Annotated in this window: 13 protein-coding genes; 4 read left to right on the top strand and 9 right to left on the bottom strand. The window is 61.6% G+C overall.

From position 1 onward, the window contains the following. Positions 1-144: 144 nt before the first annotated feature. The 6 genes from BUB78_RS02275 to BUB78_RS02250 all read right to left on the bottom strand — a co-directional run bounded on the left by BUB78_RS02275 (position 145) and on the right by BUB78_RS02250 (position 6,753). On the bottom strand, positions 145-1,449 hold the full coding sequence (locus BUB78_RS02275) for an NAD(P)/FAD-dependent oxidoreductase (RefSeq protein WP_073194526.1): 1,305 nt from the start codon (positions 1,447-1,449) through the stop codon (positions 145-147). Between the two features lie 37 nt (positions 1,450-1,486). Then, positions 1,487-2,854 (bottom strand): glutamine synthetase family protein, encoded by a 1,368-nt coding sequence (locus BUB78_RS02270; RefSeq protein WP_084732725.1) that lies wholly within the window; start codon positions 2,852-2,854, stop codon positions 1,487-1,489. Position 2,855: 1 nt separating this feature from the next. Next, the gene (locus tag BUB78_RS02265) at positions 2,856-3,533 is read right to left on the bottom strand and encodes a type 1 glutamine amidotransferase (RefSeq protein ID WP_073194523.1); all 678 of its coding nucleotides are present in this window, start codon (positions 3,531-3,533) and stop codon (positions 2,856-2,858) included. Positions 3,534-3,619: 86 nt separating this feature from the next. Continuing rightward, positions 3,620-4,936 carry a glutamine synthetase family protein gene (locus BUB78_RS02260; protein ID WP_073194667.1) on the bottom strand — a complete coding sequence of 439 codons (1,317 nt, stop codon included), beginning with the start codon at positions 4,934-4,936 and terminating at the stop codon, positions 3,620-3,622. 111 nt (positions 4,937-5,047) lie between these two features. Next, the gene (locus tag BUB78_RS02255) at positions 5,048-5,740 is read right to left on the bottom strand and encodes a M48 family metalloprotease (RefSeq protein WP_073194520.1); all 693 of its coding nucleotides are present in this window, start codon (positions 5,738-5,740) and stop codon (positions 5,048-5,050) included. A 59-nt stretch (positions 5,741-5,799) separates the two neighbouring features. Beyond that, complete coding sequence (locus BUB78_RS02250; RefSeq protein ID WP_073194518.1) at positions 5,800-6,753, bottom strand: radical SAM protein; 954 nt, start codon at positions 6,751-6,753, stop codon at positions 5,800-5,802. A 169-nt stretch (positions 6,754-6,922) separates the two neighbouring features. Here BUB78_RS02250 and zwf point away from each other — a divergent pair, with 169 nt between their 5' ends. Genes zwf through pgi form a run of 3 tightly spaced genes read left to right on the top strand, consistent with a single transcriptional unit; the run spans position 6,923 to position 10,674 of the window. Then, complete coding sequence (gene zwf / locus BUB78_RS02245) at positions 6,923-8,377, top strand: glucose-6-phosphate dehydrogenase (RefSeq protein WP_073194515.1); 1,455 nt, start codon at positions 6,923-6,925, stop codon at positions 8,375-8,377. Next, entirely contained in the window at positions 8,374-9,045 is a 672-nt protein-coding gene (gene pgl / locus BUB78_RS02240; protein ID WP_073194512.1) for a 6-phosphogluconolactonase, read from the top strand. The genes zwf and pgl overlap by 4 nt, the downstream gene beginning before the upstream one ends. A 24-nt stretch (positions 9,046-9,069) precedes the next feature. Beyond that, the gene (pgi, locus tag BUB78_RS02235) at positions 9,070-10,674 is read left to right on the top strand and encodes a glucose-6-phosphate isomerase (RefSeq protein ID WP_073194508.1); all 1,605 of its coding nucleotides are present in this window, start codon (positions 9,070-9,072) and stop codon (positions 10,672-10,674) included. A gap of 48 nt (positions 10,675-10,722) precedes the next feature. Here the strand turns inward: pgi and BUB78_RS20590 are convergent, their stop codons facing one another. Continuing rightward, positions 10,723-10,884, bottom strand: coding sequence for a hypothetical protein (locus BUB78_RS20590; protein WP_170865002.1), 162 nt, complete (start codon positions 10,882-10,884; stop codon positions 10,723-10,725). Positions 10,885-11,109: 225 nt separating this feature from the next. Between BUB78_RS20590 and BUB78_RS02230 the strand changes: the two genes are divergently transcribed. Next, positions 11,110-11,385 (top strand): glycine zipper 2TM domain-containing protein, encoded by a 276-nt coding sequence (locus BUB78_RS02230; protein ID WP_073194505.1) that lies wholly within the window; start codon positions 11,110-11,112, stop codon positions 11,383-11,385. Between the two features lie 100 nt (positions 11,386-11,485). Here BUB78_RS02230 and eno read toward each other — a convergent pair whose 3' ends face one another. Both eno and BUB78_RS02220 read right to left on the bottom strand, forming a co-directional pair. Then, positions 11,486-12,763, bottom strand: coding sequence for a phosphopyruvate hydratase (eno, locus tag BUB78_RS02225; RefSeq protein ID WP_073194502.1), 1,278 nt, complete (start codon positions 12,761-12,763; stop codon positions 11,486-11,488). Positions 12,764-12,869: 106 nt separating this feature from the next. Continuing rightward, on the bottom strand, positions 12,870-13,769 hold the full coding sequence (locus tag BUB78_RS02220) for a DMT family transporter (protein ID WP_073194498.1): 900 nt from the start codon (positions 13,767-13,769) through the stop codon (positions 12,870-12,872). Between the last annotated feature and the right edge of the window lie 45 nt (positions 13,770-13,814).

Below are 13,814 nucleotides of genomic sequence, written 5' to 3'. Positions count from 1 at the left end.
CCCCGAGATCATCGAAGGGATTGAATTCAAGGACGGGATCAAGCAACTTAAAACCGCCGCCTGATCACGCCGTCACCAACTTTCGGGCATAGCTCCCGGAATGGCGCGGGGCAGGGTGTTGCCTTTTCGCAAAAAAGGTTCGGCTTATACGCCCAGGCGATCGCGCAGGGAAAACCAGGTCATTGCCAACACCAAAAGCGGCGAGCGCAGGGCCGCGCCGCCCGGAAAGCTCGGGGTTGGGACGCGCGCCATGGTGTCGAACCCGGCCGCTTCGCCCAGAATGGCGTCTGCCATCAATTTGCCCGCATGGGTCGCACTTCCCACCCCATGCCCGGAATAGCCCGACGCAGAGAGCATGTTGGGCGCAAGCCGTGCCAGATAAGGCATTCGTTTCATGGTAATCGCCAGCGTACCGCCCCAGGCATAGTCAATCTCGACATCGCGCAGGTGGGGAAAAATCTCGATCATCGGCTTGCGGACGGTCGCCGCAATGTCGCGCGGGAACTTGTAGCCATAGCTTTCCCCGCCTCCGAACAGCAGGCGCTTGTCATGGCTCAGGCGGAAATAATTCACCACGAATTTGCTGTCGGCCACGGCGATATCACGGGTCAGAACGCGCGCGGCGTTCTCGCCAAGCGGGCGGGTTGCGGCGATGAAATTGTTGATCGGCATGACGCGTGCGGCCACCTTGCGATCAAGCCCGCCGAGATAGCCGTTACAGGCCAGTATCACGTGATCGGCCTCGATGGCTCCGCCGTCCGTTGCCACGGTGACGCGCGCACCGCGTTTGATGTGATGCACCGCCGATCCCTCGTGAATGCGCACGCCCGCCGCCGCCGCCGCGCGGGCCAACCCGATCGCATAAGACAAAGGGTGCAAATGCGCCGCCCCCATATCCAGAGTGCCGCCCTTATAGGCCGGGGACGGACAGATCGCCTGCATCGCGTCATGATCGAGAGTCTCGATTTGATCATAGCCATAGGTCCGGGACAGATGCTCGGCATAGCTATGCTCATCCTTCACCTCGCGCGGCGAAAAACAGGCATGCGCCACGCCCGGCTTGAGATGACAGTCGATCTTGTGTTTCGCCACCAGCGACTTGACGAGGGTCTTGGCCTCTTCCGCCAACTCCCAGAGCTTTGCGGCATCGTCGCGCCCGACCAGACGCTCAAGCCCGGTCTGCTCCATCCGCTGACCGCTGCCCAACTGCCCGCCATTGCGCCCCGAGGCGCCAAAGCCGACGCGCTGCGCCTCCAGAAGAACGACATCCATGCCCGCCTCGGCCAGATGCAGTGCCGCCGAAAGCCCGGTATAGCCGCCGCCAATCACGCAGACATCCGCCCGCCCGGGCCCCTTCAGCGGCGCAAATGCGGGCAGAGGCGTCGCGGTCGGCGCGTACCAGCTTTGCGGATATTCCCCACGACGGTCATTGGCATAAAGCAGGTTCATGGGCTTCTTCTTGGCTCAAATACTCATGCGAGAGGCGTTAAACGTTCAGCAGCAAATGCTCGCGTTCCCACGGGCTGATGACCTGAAGGAATTCCTCGTATTCCGTGCGTTTCACGATGCCGTAAACCCGCGCAAATTCCGGCCCGAGAATGGCGTGGAGGTCCTTGGCCGCCTCAAACATGTCAAGCGCCGTGCCCATCACGTTGGGGATATCGCTATCCCCGGCATAGGCGTCGCCCTTGAATTGTTTGTCGGGGCGCTCTTCGTTGATGATCCCCAAAAGACCACAGGCAAGGCTTGCCGCGATGCCAAGGTAGGGATTGCAATCCATCCCGGCCATGCGGTTTTCCACCCGGCGCGCTTCGGGCCCCGACAGGGGCACGCGGATGCCGGTGGTGCGGTTGTCGCGCCCCCAGGCCAGGTTGATCGGCGCGGCGTGATCCTTCACGTAACGGCGATAGGAATTCACATAGGGCGCCATCACCGCGATGGCCGAGGGCAGGTGGCGCTGCAAGCCGCCGATAAAGTGAAAGAACGCATCCGTCTCGCCGCCCTGCGGCCCGGCAAAGATGTTGCGTCCGGTCTCGATATCCAGAATCGAGTGGTGAATATGCATAGCGCTGCCCGGCTCGTCCTCGATCGGCTTGGCCATGAAGGTGGCAAAGCAATCGTGGCGCAGCGCGGCCTCGCGGATCAGGCGCTTGAAGTAGAACACCTCATCGGCAAGCTTGATCGGATCGCCGTGGCGCAGGTTGATCTCAAGCTGTCCGGCGCCACCCTCCTGGGTGATGCCGTCAATCTCAAAACCCTGCGCCTCGGCAAAGTCATAGATGTCGTCGATCACCGGGCCGAATTCGTCGACTGCGGTCATCGAATAGGCCTGGCGCGCGGCGGCGGGGCGGCCAGAGCGGCCCATCATTGGCTTGATTTCCTGCGCCGGGTCGATGTTACGCGCCACGAGGAAAAATTCCATTTCGGGCGCGACCACAGGTTTCATGCCGCGATCCTTGTACATCTGCACCACCCGGCGCAGCACATTGCGCGGGGAAAACGGGATCGGCGTGTGGTCGCGATCATAGGCGTCATGGATCACCTGAAGCGTCCAGTCGGCGGTCCAGGGCGCGGCGGTCGCGGTGCTCATGTCCGGCTTGAGGATCATGTCACGCTCGATAAAGCCGTCTTCGCCCGCGGCCTCGCCCCAATCGCCGGTGATGGTCTGAAAAAAGATCGAGTCGGGCAGGTGAAAATAATCCTGCCGCGCGAATTTCGAGGCCGGCACCGCCTTGCCCCGCGCAATGCCGGGCAGGTCGGAAATGATGCATTCAACCTCGTCAAGCCGACGGCCCTCAAGATAGGCCTGCGCCGCGGCGGGCAGGGAATTGGTAATTTTGGACAGATCGGCCATTTCAGGCACCTCGTTTGAAAAATGTCGCCATTCGGTTGGCTATTTCGGCATTTGCGACCGGCTGGTCCAGTCGCTCCATCGCGTCTTTGAGCAGGGCATCGGGCACATTTCCGGGCCCACGGTAATGAATAAGGCGATCCACCATCGTGGCGGTGAATTCGGGATGCGGCTGGATCGTGTATATCCGGTCACCATAGACCAGCGCCGCGTTTTCGCAAAACGCGCTTGATCCCACGACCTCTGCCCCTTCGGGCAGGGTAGTCACCTGATCCTGATGCCAGGCATTCAGCGGCAGGCGCGTGCCTTCGATCTCGTATTCGGTCACGCCCACCGACCAGCCGCCGTCGAATTTCTCGACCGTGCCGCCAAGCGCCTGCGCGATGACCTGATGACCGAAACAGACCCCGACAAGCGGGCGGCCATCGGCGTAGATATCGCGGATCAGCTGTTCCAGCGGCGCGATCCAGTGCAGGCCTTCATAGGCGCCGTGTTTCGAGCCGGTGATCAGCCAGCCATCGGCGGCCTCGGGACCACTGGGAAACTCGCCATCGACCACGTTGTAGGCGTCGAACTCGAACCCGTGTCCGGCCAGCAGATTGGCAAACATCACCTCGTAATCGCCAAGCTCATCAAGCACGATATCGGGGGCGTGGCCGGTTTTCAGAATTCCGATCTTCATAGGGCTCTCATAATTTGATCAAATTTAGCCTAACCTGACCGATGCCTTGCTGCAAGGGCTGCGGATATGGCCGCGTCGGGATCAGGCTATACCGTATCGAGATAGGTCTTCCAGTGGTGTTCCTCGGGAATTTCCGCCATCCGCGCAAGTTCCTGGCGTTTGGTCATCACCAGATTGCGGATAAGTTCGGCGTCAAATATCCTGGCGATCATCGGATCGCTTTCAAAGATATCAATCGCGCTTTGCCAGTCGGGGGCAAGTTGCGGCAGGTCGACCTCATAGGCGTTGCCGGTGATCGGCGGGGGCGGGGTCATGCCCTCTTCGATCCCGGTGATCGCGGCGCCAAGGATGGCGGCAAAGCTCAGGTAGGGGTTGATGTCGCCGCCCGCGACGCGATGTTCGATACGGCGCGCAGCTGGTGGCCCGCCCGGAATGCGGATCGCGACGGTGCGGTTTTCATAGCCCCAGCCCGCGCCGGTGGGCGCATGGGCACCGGGCACAAGCCGGGTATAGCTATTGGCATTGGGCGCAAAGATCAGGCTAGAGGGCGGCATCGCCGCGATACAGCCCGCCACCGCCGCGCGCATCAAATCGGTGCCCGCATCGGTGCCGTCATTAAAGACGTTGCGCCCCTCTGCGTCGAGAACCGAAAAGTGCATATGCATGCCGTTGCCGGTGTCATCCTCGAACGGCTTGGCCATAAAGGTGGCGACAAAGCCATGTTTGCGCGCCAGGCCCTTGATCATGGTCTTGAAAAGCCAGGTATCATCGGCTGCGCGCAGCGCGGTCTGGTGGTGCAGGGTAAGCTCGAACTGGCCAATTCCGGCCTCGCTGACAGCGGTTTCAACCGGGATTTCCATCTCGGCGCCGGCCGAATAAAGCGCGCTCAGGAATTCGTCAAAGGCGTCCATCTGGCCAAGCGACAGGATGCCGGGGGCCGACATCCGCCGCCCGCTGCGCGGGTCACGCACGGTCTTGAGGCTGCGCCCGCTGTCGTCGACAAGGGTGAATTCAAGCTCGGTTGCGGCATCGACCGTCCAGCCGCGCGCGGCAAAGCGGGCAAGCACCCGCTCAAGCGCGTGGCGCGGATCGCCCGCAAACGGCGTGCCATCGTCATTGTGAAGCACCATCGGCACAAGGCCCTGCGGCACGTCAAGCCAGGGCAGGGGCACCGGGCCACGATCGGTCGGCATCAGGCGGCCGTCGATATCACCGGATTCAAAGACCAGCGGAGAATTCTCGATATCGGCGCCGAAAATATCGACATTGAGTGAGGACAGCGGCATGCGCACGCTGCCATCGGCGAGTTTACTGGCGTGGCTGGCGGGAAGGCGCTTGCCGCGCATGCGACCGTTGAGGTCACAGGCGGCCACACGGAAGGTCTGGAACTGGGTAAGGTCCATTTGAAAAACATCCTGAACATGATTTGCCACAGACTATCCGGTCACCACCGGCTTTGCCAAGATAATTTGATCAAAAAACCCGAAGCGGGGCAAAGACACCGGTACGACGCGCTATTTGAGGGCGTTCTGCCAGCGGTTTTCAAGCTTTTCGATCGCCGCGATCCGCTCGCTTGTCTTGGGGTGGCTCAAAAGCCAGGCCGGCATCACGCCGCCCGCCCCTTCGGTCAGCGCGTCAAGCTTTTTGAACAGCGACTTTTGCGGCGCGGTGCCTATCCCGGCCTTGGTCAAAAGCGCGGCGGCATAGGCGTCGGCCTCGTATTCATCGCCGCGCGACAGGCGCGCCGCCAAAAGCCGTGTCAAACCGCTTGCGATCCAGGCGCCGATGCCCGGCAAGAACCGCGACAGAACCATGGCAAGCGCGGTGCGCAGGGCGTTCTGGCCGGAAAAGTCGATCATCCGGCGGCGCGAATGGCCAAGCGCCACATGGCCCAACTCGTGGGCGATGACGCTGGCCATTTCATCGGCAGTGACTTCGCCGGTCTGAAACTTGCGGTAAAACCCCCGAGTGATGAAAATCCGGCCATCCGGCGCGGCCAAACCGTTGACCGGGTCAATCTCGTAAATATGCACCCGCACCCGCGCAATATCGAGCGCGCGCGCCATCCGGTCGGTCATATGTTTGAGCATCGGATCGGCAAGCTCGGTCGATTGCGCATCAAGCTCTCGCGTGGTACGCCAGACCGAGAAACGGTACATGACAAAGGCGTAAAGCACCGCCAGCAGGATGGGTGTGAACCGTAACATAAGGGATATATGGGGCAGGGCGCACGCCCTGACAAGCGGGACCTGCCCGCGCCAAGGCCTTATCCCGAACAGCTTGCCCCGCCCAAAACGCAGAACTTGGCGCAATGGGGATGGTTGAGGGCGACGTCACGCTCGGCCTCAACCAGTGTTTCGCCCATCTCGAATTCGGGCGCATAGGGCAGAAGGGTACAGGCCAGAACCGCCGGTTTCTCGGCACCCTTGCGTTTCACCACCATGCGCGACGAGGCGCACATCGGCTCGCTCGGACTTTTGCCAAGGATGTCCCAACAGGCGGTGGTGATCTCGGGCACTTCGGCGGTTTCATCCATCTCGGGAAAAAGCACCGTGGCGGCGGGATCATCGGCGTCGATGTCAAAGCCGTGCTCGGCGTAGAGGCGGCGATAGCCCTCGCGCGATTGCGCATCGCTCTCGCCCCATACTGTGCGCCCGGCGACGGTCATGGAAAAGCCGTTGTCGCGCAGCCATTGCATGCCCTCGATGGTGCGTTTGAAGGCGTCCTTGCCGCGTTCTTCGTCGTGGCGCGCCTCTGACCAGTGGTCGAGAGAAATCCGCAGGGTGATCTTGTCGCGCCAGTCTTTGGCGAGATCGAGCAGGCCCGCGCGCATGCTCTTGCGCATCATCGGGCGCATGGCGTTGGTCAGGATCAACACCTCGTGACCGGCCTCAAGCGCGGCGCGCGCCATTGCGATCATTTCGGGGTTCATGAAGGGCTCGCCGCCGGTAAAGCCGATCTCGGTGATCGGCCAGCCGCGCGCGGTTATCTGGGCCAGATAGTCACGCACCTCTGATTCGCTCAGGTAAACCAGCGCGTCATTGCTGGGCGAGCTTAGAATATAGCAATTGGCGCACTCGATATTGCACAGCGTCCCGGTGTTGAACCACAGCGTTTCAGGATGGCTCAGCGCCACGCTGGCGCGGGTCTGGCCATCGGCGGTAACGTTGGGGTCCTGAAACTTGCCCGAATTGGCCGGGCCCGCGACAACATCTTTCATTCTGCAATCCGCTTTCTGTTTGCTTTTTGTCGCCTATCTGCTGCGAACTGGCAAGTGAAGGGGTCTGAGAACGCTTGACGCCATTGTGAAGGCCTCACGACATGTTAGAGTTGTCAGCGATGGCACGTGATCCGAAAAGATCGGGTACGGCAAAGCAGGAGTGGTCGTCATGGCGTCGCGGGTGATCCCGGTAGAACCCTTTGATCTGGTGATTTTCGGCGGCACGGGCGACCTTGCCCGCCGCAAGATCTGGCCCGCTCTGTTCCGCCGCTTTGTGGCCGGGCAGATTGAGGGCGACGTGCGTCTGATCGGGGCCGCGCGCGGCGAGATGGACAGCGCGGGTTTTCGCGATGTCGTGCAAGAGGCGATTGTCGAATTCGGCGGCGAAGAATCCCGGCGAAAGGCGAATTTATCCGCGTTTATCAAAATGTTGAGCTATGTCACGCTGGATGCGCGCGGCGAGGCCGGCTGGGTCGAACTGGCGAAGTTGATGCGGCCGGATCGCATTCGTGCGTTTTACTTTTCGGTGGCACCCTCGCTGTTTGGCGATCTGGCGAAACGCCTGCACAAACACGGCATGGCGGATGACACAAGCCGCATCGTGGTGGAAAAACCCTTTGGCCGGGACCTTGAAAGCGCGCGCGATCTCAACCGGGTTCTGGCGCGGCATTTCGACGAAAGCCAGATTTACCGGATTGATCATTACCTGGGCAAGGAAACCGTCCAGAACCTGATGGCGATCCGGTTTGGCAATGTTCTGTTCGAGCCGCTCTGGAACAGCCAATATGTCGATCACATCCAGATCACGGTTGCCGAATCTGTCGGCGTCGGCGGGCGCGGCGATTATTATGATAAATCCGGCGCGATGCGCGACATGGTGCAAAACCACATGATGCAGCTGTTGTGCCTGATCGCGATGGAACCCCCGGCCAAGTTTGATCCCGACGCGGTGCGCGACGAAAAGCTCAAGGTCATTCGCGCGCTTGATCCGGTCCGGGGGGCCGATGTGGTGCGCGGTCAGTACGAGGCACAGGGCGACAAGGCCGATTACCGCACCCAGGTGGAAGACCCCGACAGCACGACCGAAAGTTTCATTGCCCTCAAGGCCCTGGTCAGCAATTGGCGGTGGGCGGGCACGCCGTTTTATCTGCGCACCGGCAAGCGCTTGCGTGATCGCGCCAGCGAGATTGCCGTGGTGTTCAAGGACGCGCCGCATTCGATCTTTGGCGCCGATGCCGGGCGCCACCGCAACATCCTGACGATCCGCCTGCAACCCAATGAGGGGATCGAGCTTGGCGTGACCATCAAGGAACCGGGGCCGGGCGGGATGCGCCTTATCGATGTGCCGCTCGACATGACATTTGCCGAGGCTCTGGGGCCGGAAGATGCCGATTTTCCAGATGCTTACGAACGGTTGATCATGGATGTGATCCGTGGCAACCAGACCCTGTTCATGCGCGGTGACGAGGTCGAGGCGGCCTGGGCCTGGACCGATCCGATCATTGCCGACTGGGAGGCAGGCGCGAGCGAGCCGCTGCCATATATTTCAGGCAGTTCCGGCCCCGATGAGGCCCTTATGCTGATGCATCGCGACGGACGCCGCTGGCGGGAGATCAAGCCATGAGCTTTGTTGAATATGCCGATTCCGAAATGCTGGCGATTGACCTGGCCAATGTTCTGACCGGGGAATTGAAGGCGGCGCTCGATCATCAGGAGCGCGCGCTTTTCGTCGTGCCGGGGGGCAGCACGCCGGGGCCAATCTTTGACGATCTGTGCGACGCAGATCTTGACTGGAGCCGGGTCGATGTTCTGCTCAGCGACGAGCGATGGCTGCCCGAGGTGCATGTCCGATCCAACACGCGGCTGATCCGCGAGCGGCTCTTGACCGGGCGGGCGGCCAAGGCGCGCTACCTGCCGCTTTATGCCAGGGCCGAGACCCCGGAGGCGGTTTTGGCCGAGTTGGAGTCGAATATCGCGCCGAGCCTGCCGATCTCGGTCTGTCTTCTCGGGATGGGGGCGGATATGCACACCGCCTCGCTCTTTCCCGGTGCCGACAAATTGGAAGAGGCCTTGTCCCTGCGCGCGCCGATCCTTGTGCCGATGCGCGCGCCGAATGTGCCCGAGGTGCGGGTGACGCTTTCGGCGCACGTGCTTGATGAAGCGCTTTGCAAACATATTGTCATCACCGGGGAACAAAAGCGTGCAGCCTTTGAACGCGCCCGATATATGCGCCCTGTCGAGGCCCCGATCGCGGCGGTGTTATCCGGGGCAACGGTGCATTGGGCGCCATAGGCGGGCTCTGTGAAAGGTAATGAGATGTGGCAAGAGTTGAAGGGGTTGGCCGATGAAGCCGAGAGGGTGGACATCATTGACCTGTTCAAGACCCAAGGCCGGGCCGAGGCGTTTTCGCTGCGCTTTGACGGGATGCTGTTTGATTATTCCAAGACCCGCCTGACCGAGATCACCCGCGCCGCTCTTGTCGATCTTGTGGCGGCGCGCGATGTGGCCGGGCGGCGTGACGCGATGTTTCGCGGTGATCCGATAAATGAGACCGAAGGCCGCGCCGTTCTGCACACTGCGTTGCGCAACCTCTCGGGCGGGGCGATCCGGGTTGCGGGCGAGGATGTCATGCCCGAGATCAACGCAACCCGTGCCCGGATGCAGGCGTTCTGCGAAGACGTCCGCACTGGCCGGTTTCAGGGGGCAGGCGGGGCGATCACCGATATCGTGAATATCGGCATTGGCGGCTCGCATCTGGGGCCGGAAATGACCGTGATGGCCTTGCGGCCCTATCACGACGGGCCGCGCTGTCATTTTGTGGCCAATGTGGATGGCGCGGATATTTCCGATTGTCTGTCGGGGCTTGACCCGACACGCACGCTTGTGATCGTCGCCTCCAAGACCTTTACCACGATCGAGACCATGACCAATGCCGCCACTGCGCGGGCCTGGATGGCGCGTGCCGTTGCTGACCCCGGCGCACAATTCGCCGCGGTGTCGTCGGCCGTGGATAAAACCGCCGACTTCGGCATTCCCCCCGAGCAGGTGTTCGGCTTTGGCGATTATGTCGGCGGGCGCTATTCGGTCTGGGGGCCGATCGGGCTGTCGCTGATGATGGCCATCGGCGCCGAGCGGTTCACCGAGTTTTTGGCCGGTGCCGAGTCGATGGACCGACATTTTCAAACCGCCGCACCGCTTGAGAACATGCCGGTCATGCTGGCGCTTGTGGGGGTCTGGCACCATCAGGTGTGCGGCCATGGCACGCGCGCGGTGCTGCCTTATGATCAGCGTCTGGCGCGCCTGCCGACTTATCTGCAACAGCTTGAAATGGAGAGCAATGGCAAGGGCGTCACCATGCAGGGCGCGCCGCTTGAGGGGCCGTCTGGCCCTGTTGTCTGGGGCGAGCCCGGCACCAACGGGCAGCACGCCTTTTACCAGCTTATCCATCAGGGCACGGCGGTGATCCCCTGTGAATTCATGGTTGCCGCCAAGGGCCACGAGCCCGACCTGGCCCATCACCATCAGCTTTTGGTGGCCAATTGCCTCGCGCAATCGGTGGCCCTGATGCGCGGGCGCAGCATGGATGAGGCGCGCGCGCTGATGGTTGAAAAAGGGCTCAAAGGCGCCGCCTTGGAGCGTCAGGCCGCTCATCGGGTGTTTCCGGGCAATCGCCCCTCGACCACGCTGATCTATGATCAGCTGACGCCGCGCCGCCTTGGCCAGATCATCGCGCTATACGAGCACCGCGTTTTTGTCGAAGGGGTGGTTTTGGGCATCAACTCTTTCGATCAGTGGGGGGTCGAGCTTGGCAAGCAACTGGCCGTGACGCTTGAGCCGATCCTGAAAGGCGAGCGCGATGGCGCGCGAAAAGACGCCTCTACACGACAGCTGGTCGCCTTCGCGCGCGGCGTCATGACCTGATGCCGATCACGCCCGCGGTGACGCGAGCGCTGTAATTTCCCTTTTGGTTCAGAAGCCTGGCAAGCAATCCACTGCAGCGGGCTCAATATTCTTGACCGGATCATCGGGGCCGCATTCTTCGCCGGAGATCGGATATCGCCGTTCTTCGGCACATGCGCCAAGTATGCCGGTGGTCATGAGGGCAAGCAACAAGACGGTAAGTCGTTTCATGTTAGGTCTTCTCCTGTGTTCCGGGCCAGTTCTTGCCCTCTGTGCCCGATCATAGGTCGTAATGCTCAAACCCATCTTGATTGGGATCAAGGGGGCCTGGAATTCTGCGTAAAACTGATCTGGCGCAAAATGCCGCTTTGTGGGCGCGGCTATACTTGGCGCAGGTCAAGGTCTGGCCCGACAGGTCGTGTTACGGCCTGTCGCCATATACGAGAGGAGAAACAGATGCGAATTTTGATGATGATTGCGGCAGGGGCCTCGGTTCTGACACTGGGCGGCTGCGAGGGTATGTCCTCTGAATCGAGAACCGTTGCCGGTGTGGCCGGGGGCGCTGCGGCCGGGCTTATCACCGCCGAGGCGCTTGGCGCCAGTAATGAATGGCGTCTGATTGCGGCTCTGGCCGGTGCGGCGGCGGGCACCGTGGTGGCGCAGAACACTGCGACGGACAATTGCGCCTATTCGCGTGGCGATGGCACCTATTACACAGCGCCCTGCCCATAAACGAGCAAGGTACGACGGGTCGGGCGTGCTGCCTTGACCTGAGAGGAAAAAGGGCGCCCCGATCATATGGGCGCCCTCAAAAAGCCAGGTGCAAAAGACCTTAGCCGCGCAGAATCGAGCGGCCCGCATATTGCGCCGTTTCGCCAAGCATTTCCTCGATGCGGATCAGCTGGTTGTATTTCGCCAACCGGTCCGAGCGCGCAAGGCTGCCGGTTTTGATCTGGCCGCAATTGGTCGCCACGGCAAGATCGGCGATGGTGGCATCTTCGGTCTCGCCCGAGCGGTGCGACATCACATTGGTCATGCGCGCGCGATGCGCCATGTCGACCGCTTGAAGAGTTTCCGTCAGGCTACCGATTTGATTGACTTTTACCAGCATCGAGTTGGCGCAGCCGCGCTCGATCCCCATCGACAGGCGCTCGGGGTTGGTGACGAAAAGATCGTCGCCCACAAGCTGAACCTTGTCGCCGATGGCATCGGTCAGGGATTTCCAGCCGTCCCAGTCATCCTCGGACATGCCATCCTCGATCGAGATGATCGGATAATCGGCCACAAGCGCCGCCAGATAGGCGACGTTTTCATCCGAGCTCAGGGATTTGCCTTCGCCGGAGAGCTCGTACTTGCCACCCCGGTAATATTCGGTGGCCGCACAATCGAGCGCCAGATAGATATCCTCGCCCGGTTTATAACCCGCCTTTTCGATGGATTTCAGAATGAAATCAAGCGCATCGCGACTAGAGCTAAGGTTGGGGGCAAAGCCGCCCTCATCGCCGATGCCGGTCGAGAGGCCCGCGTTCGACAGCTCTTTCTTGAGGGTGTGGAACACCTCGGCGCCCATGCGCACGGCGTGACGGATGTTGTCGGCCGCGACCGGCATGATCATGAATTCCTGAATATCAATCGGGTTGTCGGCATGCTCGCCGCCATTGATGATATTCATCATCGGCACCGGTAAAAGCCGCGCCGAGGTGCCGCCCACATAGCGATAAAGCGGCTGGCCAGAGAAATCTGCCGCCGCCTTCGCGCAGGCAAGGCTGACGCCGAGAATGGCATTGGCACCGAGGCGACCCTTGTTGGGGGTGCCGTCAAGCTCGATCATCGCCATATCAAGCGCGACCTGTTCGGTGGCATCAAACCCGGCCAGCTCTTCGGCGATCTCGCCGTTGACGGCGGCGCAGGCCTCAAGCACGCCCTTGCCCATGTAGCGGGCCTTGTCGCCATCGCGTCGCTCAACCGCTTCATGGGCGCCGGTCGAGGCACCCGACGGCACGGCGGCGCGCCCCATTGTGCCATCTTCCAGCGTTACATCCACCTCGACCGTGGGGTTGCCCCGGCTGTCCAGAATTTCGCGGGCGTGAATGTCGATGATGCTGCTCATTGGGGATTCCTTGCATGCATTAAAGTTGGCTGTGCCTTAGCAAGTTTCGCGGCGAATGGAAACTGCGACAGGTAGTGCTAACATGAGGCGCGCCGAGGCCCGAGGATCACGCGCGCGGCAGGCTGACGGCGCTTGGCGCGACAGAGCGGCGCGCAACGCGGCGTTCGCGCAAGAAGGTGTAAAGCCCCGAGGCAATGATGATCGCGGCGCCTGTCAGGGTCCAGATATCGGGGCGCTCGTCAAACAGCGTGGTGCCGATGATCAGCGCAAAAACAAGCCGTGAATAGCGAAACGGCGTGATCACCGCCACATCGCCAAGCCGCATCGCCGCGACAATCGCGTAATAGGCGGCAACCCCGGTGATCATCGCAAAGCTGAAATCGCGCCAGTCAACCGCCGTTGGCATGGCCGGTGTGCCCGATATCGCCAACAGGATAAGGCCGGCAGGCACCAGCGTGGCAAAGGCATAGGTTGATAGTTGCATCGACGAGATAGAGCGCGGCACCGCGCGCGTGGCCAGATCGCGAATGGCAAGGCCGATCACGCCCTGAACGGCAAAAAGCGACGCCGGTTCAAAACCTTGAAGGCCGGGGCGGATCACCATCAAGACCCCGCAAAAGCCGACCAGAATGGCGCTCCACCGGCGCCAGCCGACGGCCTCGCCAAGGAAAAGCGCCGCGCCAAGCGTGACCGCCAGCGGCGTCGCCTGCAAGATTGCCGAGGCCGACGACAGCGGCGTGAGCGCAATCGCGGTGACAAAGCCGATGGTGCCGATCAGCTCGCCGAAATTGCGCAGCAAAACCGGGCGAGAGATCACATCGCGCGACAACAGGCGGTGTCCCTGCGACAGGGTGATCGCGGCAAAGATGAGCGCCCCGCCGATGCCGAGGAAGATCAGGATCTGACCGACCGGAAGGTTCACCGCCAGCCGCTTGATGAACATATCCTCAAGCGCGAAACCGGCCATCGCCAGAACCATGAGAATGCTGCCGCGCAGGTTTTCCATCGAGAGGCGTCTTTCATATCAGGGCTGCCCCCTGTTAGCCCGGCC

It is taken from the genome of Roseovarius marisflavi, from assembly GCF_900142625.1.
GTDB lineage: Bacteria > Pseudomonadota > Alphaproteobacteria > Rhodobacterales > Rhodobacteraceae > Roseovarius > Roseovarius marisflavi.
The sequence above is the reverse complement of the archived record's forward strand: the minus strand, read 5'-3'. Positions and strand labels throughout refer to the sequence as shown.

Bases quoted from the DNA above. Each gene is read 5' to 3' on its own strand.
- BUB78_RS20590 (WP_170865002.1), bottom strand. From the start codon at position 10,884: ATGAAACGACTTACCGTCTTGTTGCTTGCCCTCATGACCACCGGCATA.
- BUB78_RS02230 (WP_073194505.1), top strand. From the start codon at position 11,110: ATGCGAATTTTGATGATGATTGCGGCAGGGGCCTCGGTTCTGACACTG.
- BUB78_RS02270 (WP_084732725.1), bottom strand. From the start codon at position 2,854: ATGGCCGATCTGTCCAAAATTACCAATTCCCTGCCCGCCGCGGCGCAG.
- BUB78_RS02275 (WP_073194526.1), bottom strand. From the start codon at position 1,449: ATGAACCTGCTTTATGCCAATGACCGTCGTGGGGAATATCCGCAAAGC.
- BUB78_RS02250 (WP_073194518.1), bottom strand. From the start codon at position 6,753: ATGAAAGATGTTGTCGCGGGCCCGGCCAATTCGGGCAAGTTTCAGGAC.
- BUB78_RS02255 (WP_073194520.1), bottom strand. From the start codon at position 5,740: ATGTTACGGTTCACACCCATCCTGCTGGCGGTGCTTTACGCCTTTGTC.
- pgl (WP_073194512.1), top strand. From the start codon at position 8,374: ATGAGCTTTGTTGAATATGCCGATTCCGAAATGCTGGCGATTGACCTG.
- BUB78_RS02220 (WP_073194498.1), bottom strand. From the start codon at position 13,769: ATGGAAAACCTGCGCGGCAGCATTCTCATGGTTCTGGCGATGGCCGGT.
- eno (WP_073194502.1), bottom strand. From the start codon at position 12,763: ATGAGCAGCATCATCGACATTCACGCCCGCGAAATTCTGGACAGCCGG.
- pgi (WP_073194508.1), top strand. From the start codon at position 9,070: ATGTGGCAAGAGTTGAAGGGGTTGGCCGATGAAGCCGAGAGGGTGGAC.
- zwf (WP_073194515.1), top strand. From the start codon at position 6,923: ATGGCGTCGCGGGTGATCCCGGTAGAACCCTTTGATCTGGTGATTTTC.
- BUB78_RS02265 (WP_073194523.1), bottom strand. From the start codon at position 3,533: ATGAAGATCGGAATTCTGAAAACCGGCCACGCCCCCGATATCGTGCTT.
- BUB78_RS02260 (WP_073194667.1), bottom strand. From the start codon at position 4,936: ATGGACCTTACCCAGTTCCAGACCTTCCGTGTGGCCGCCTGTGACCTC.